The sequence below is a fragment of the Benzoatithermus flavus genome (genome assembly GCF_037908215.1).
GTDB classification, from domain to species: domain Bacteria; phylum Pseudomonadota; class Alphaproteobacteria; order Geminicoccales; family Geminicoccaceae; genus Benzoatithermus; species Benzoatithermus flavus.
Genome location: NZ_JBBLZC010000129.1, coordinates 1 through 540 on the forward strand (window position 1 = coordinate 1; position 540 = coordinate 540).

Consider the following 540-nt stretch of genomic DNA (forward strand, 5'->3'; position numbering starts at 1 on the left):
TCGGAATGATGCGAAAGGGGTCATGAGCCGTTCTTATCATCCAAAGCGAAACCGCTTTGCGGGTGTTAGCACCTTGCCTGCGGCAGGTTGCTGTGGGGTCATCAAGCCCGTTCTCTCGCCCACTCTTGATAAGACGTATGCAATTTATCTTCTATCTTATCGTACATCATCAAAGGCAACAATCGTCATTGTTCGACTTCCGGTTGCTCGGACGTGACGCCGACATCTTTCCACGTCAGCTTCGAGCTCGGGTCAACCGTAAAGTTGGCGACACGGTTGTTGACCGCATAGATGGCGGAACGATACAACGTTGGGATGACCGGCACTTCTTCGTTCATTAGCTTTTGCCACTCGCTGTAAATTTTCCGGCGATACTCCTTGTCAAACGCCTGCTCGGAATGGCCTTTTTCCAGCAGCTCATCATTTTTCTCGTTCACCCAACGCGAGTAGTTGAACATGACGTTGCGGCCGTACAATCCGTACGGGTCGACGTCCGTTCCAGTTGCCCAAGCGGCGGCGTAGACATCCACTTTCGGATCG

Annotated in this window: 1 pseudogene and 1 riboswitch; the pseudogene reads right to left on the reverse strand. The window is 52.2% G+C overall.

What is annotated here, in order from left to right:
• Nucleotides 1-30: 30 nt before the first annotated feature.
• A riboswitch (SAM riboswitch) is annotated at nucleotides 31-135 on the reverse strand.
• A 50-nt stretch (nucleotides 136-185) separates the two neighbouring features.
• A pseudogene (locus U1T56_RS24485) lies at nucleotides 186-540 on the reverse strand (oligopeptide ABC transporter substrate-binding protein); the annotation flags it as partial.